Raw genomic sequence first — 3,364 nt, forward strand, 5'->3', positions numbered from 1 at the left:
GCCTCGCTTTCACTTATGAGCTCTACATAGTTTTTCATTATACAAATATACGTCAACTTGATATGAGTTTAGTATAATTATGGCAAAAAAGCACAATCGCCCTATTATTGTGGTAAACGCTTTACAAAATGCCGAAACTCGCAGTTACCCGTACATGGGTAATGTACCCGTGATACGTTGGCACGAATCTGAAATAGATAAAATACTGCATTTCATTTTACTTGAAATACTAAGGTTCGAATATACCTATCGTTTAATAAATAGCCAAGTTAGACAGTATGAGAGTGGGCATAAAATCAAGAAAATTTTAGCCTCACCACCAGAGCTATTTACGCTTATCTACAAAGCTTTTGAAAAAGGCACAAAAGATAAGCGGGTAATTTACCCAGACCCACCTGTTACTCAAGAAGAGCAGGATCTCTTAGATGAGTTAGACGATTTCAATTTTTTGACTCCAATAACATTAGCAGCATACATGAATGAACAAACAGAACAACCATGAATATTTTACAAGGCAAAACGATTGGAGTTTCTATATCAGAGAGCGATGAGTTAGGGCTTTTAGGTTTAGGGAAAGCTCACTTAGAAGATGTAAATTTAGAAATAGCAAGATACTTACTTGCTCAGGGTTGTACTTATGCCTATGGAGGTGATTGGCGACCACAGGGTTTTACTCACCACCTTTCAGAATTAGCTAACTCTTACTTTCCATTTGACGATGAGAAAAAGCGTATAATAAATTTTTTGGGGTTTCCAGTTGGGGAAGGATTGACGACGGAAATCGAATCAAAGTATAGTCATGTTGTTTCGTTTTTAAGAATGGGAAAACCAGATATTTTACCAGATATGAAAACTGATAATATAGAAAGCCGCTTAATTTGGTTCAATTCTATGACAGAGATGCGCCAAGCTATGACTACAAAAATAGATGCTCGAATCGTGCTTGGAGGCAGAATTTCTAAATTTATGGGAAAATACCCTGGTATTATAGAAGAAGCCTATTTAACCATGAAAAGCGAAAAACCTATCTATTTATGTGGTGGGTTTGGTGGTGCAACCGCTGTAATCATTGAGGCTCTACTTAATAAGCCATCTGAAAAATGGGACTTGAATTACTACTCAAATGACACTACTTATCTAAATACTGTAAATCATTTTAATCAGAACCAATATGGTGAATCGGTAGATTATCAGAAAATATTTGACTTTTTTCAAAGAAAAGGAGTTAATGGCCTAAATAATGGGCTGACTGCCTCAGATAATGAACGGCTTTTCCGTACAATACATATACCTGAAATTATTACCCTGATTTTGAAGGGGTTGTCTATATTTTTCAGGGATAATTCTAAAAAAGTATCTTGATAAAAGTGGTTTACCCCACCTTCATCCCCATCCTTTTCTCCTCTTTTTTTTCCGAAACCTTTTCCGTCATCGAATCCTGAATTTTACGCTCTATGCTTTGCAAGTCTTGGCGAAGCTGCGTAAGCTCTTGTTTGTAGGGCCACGGCTTCGATATAAAATCTCGTAATTGCTCAATGTCGCGTTTGAAGTCCCCTACCCGCTTGCGTTGATCTTCTATCAATTTGGGGATTTTTTCGAGTGCATTATGGGCAAACTGCGCGGCCAACTCTGGCGTTCGTGGCATCTGTCCGCCATTATGTTGGTACTTTACGCCATTTGGTGAAATTACCGAGAAATAATTCACCTTATGGGCGTACCCATCTACAAAATGAGTACTGGTGGATACAACTAGCGGGAACCCGTGTAATTCCCCCACCTTTTGTTCTAAAGCACTACGGTTGTGTTTATCAATACTGACCAATTTTTTACCAATTTCTTTGGGGTCTTCACTCTCTAAGCCTGCCACTTTAAGCTGGCCAGAAATTTGGTCTGTTTCGGTGTAAGCCTGCTTGTCTCGCAACAGTTTTCTATCCGCCAGCAGGCTCTCCAATTTTTGCGCTGTTTTTTCAGTCTGTTGTTGTTGAGCATTCAACCTCTGTTGCGCCGTTATCACGTCTTTATTGTAAATCAATAAGTCGGACTCTAATCTGCCCAACCGCTTTTCTATCTTGGCTTTTTCCAATAAATCGGTATTCCCCGATAAGATGGCGATGTATTCGCTAAAATTCATGCCGTTCTTTTCGTCCAAACTGCCTTCGTCAATCCGTCGGGTAGCTAAGTTAGAGTTTTTGATTTGGCTGATAAACAACGATTTGTTCTGCAACAGGTTGAACTTGTAGTTGTCCAAGGTCTTTTCGACGGCATACACGTAGTTGTGAACTTGGTTGCCGTACAATTTTGCAATCTCGTTTCCTTTACGAACCCCTCTCCCTATACGTTGATCGAGTTCCGAAGGTTTCCAAGGAATATCCAAATGGTGCAAGGCCACGATGCGCTGCTGTACATTCACGCCCGTCCCCAACATTTCGGTTGAACCTAACAGGATTCTTACCTTGCCTGCGTTGGTGTCGGCAAAGAGTTTGGTTCGTTGGGCTTCATTTTTACATTCTTGGATAAATTTGATTTCATTGGGTGGAATCTGGTACTCTTCTACCAACTTTCGTTTCAATTCGCTATACACATTCCACTGCTGAGGTTTGTACGTTCCCAAATCCGAGAAAACCAGTTGTGTCCCTTTGTGGGACTGGGTTTGCTGATAGTGTTCGGCCAGTTTTTGGGCACATTGGCTCACTTTATTATTAGGATGGTCATCGTAATTTGGATTGAGCAAACGCATATCCAAGGCCATTTTCTTGGCGTAATTGGTCGCAATTAGCATCTTCGCCGCCTCTTCTCCTTCGCTTAGTTTGGGACGGCCGAGCAAGGTCGCATCGCCCGTTTCGGCAAACTTCATTAGTTTTTGGATAAAATCTTCTTGCTGCGGCGTGGGAGATACGTGTATGAGTTTTTGATTCAACTGGGGGCGCTCAATGCCAATCATGTCGGCCGTTCTAAAATCGGTAATCTGATTGTAAAACATGGCCAACTCAGGTACTTTGATAAAATATCGAAAGCGTTCTTTCTGAATCAGGTTATTGGTGACCGAAAACTCAAAATCGGTGGTTTTCTTGGCATATACCGCTGCCCATGCGTCAAAGTTGACGATGTTCTGTTTTTGCAGTTCTTTGGGACGCAGGTACTTGAATATCAAATAGAGTTCAGTCAGTGAATTACTAATGGTTGTCCCTGATAAAAAAGTGGCGCATAGGTCTTTGCCTTTTCGTTGCTGCATCGTTCTAATCGCATACAGCAAATTAATGGCCTTTTGGCTGCCTTCTTGGTTGCCCAAACCCGCCACTCGGTTATGGCGAGTGGTAAACATCAGGTTTTTGAAGCGGTGACTTTCGTCAATAAACAAGTGATC

At 40.9% G+C, this 3,364-nt stretch carries 3 protein-coding genes; 2 read left to right on the top strand and 1 reads right to left on the bottom strand.

The genetic code is table 11. The annotated features are described in order from the left end of the window. The first annotated feature begins 79 nt into the window (after positions 1-79). Together AC23P2_RS30945 and AC23P2_RS30950 are read left to right on the top strand one after the other, a co-directional pair. Positions 80-502, top strand: a complete 423-nt coding sequence (locus AC23P2_RS30945; RefSeq protein WP_487776766.1) for a hypothetical protein — start codon at positions 80-82, stop codon at positions 500-502. Further along, complete coding sequence (locus AC23P2_RS30950) at positions 499-1,362, top strand: hypothetical protein (protein ID WP_487776767.1); 864 nt, start codon at positions 499-501, stop codon at positions 1,360-1,362. The genes AC23P2_RS30945 and AC23P2_RS30950 overlap by 4 nt, the downstream gene beginning before the upstream one ends. Before the next feature lie 10 nt (positions 1,363-1,372). On the opposite strand, the gene AC23P2_RS30955 is transcribed toward AC23P2_RS30950, so the two are convergent. After that, a partial coding sequence (locus tag AC23P2_RS30955; protein WP_487776768.1) for a helicase-related protein occupies positions 1,373-3,364 on the bottom strand: 1,992 nt, incomplete at its 5' end.

It is taken from the genome of Runella sp. R0.1_18 (genome assembly GCF_057652155.1).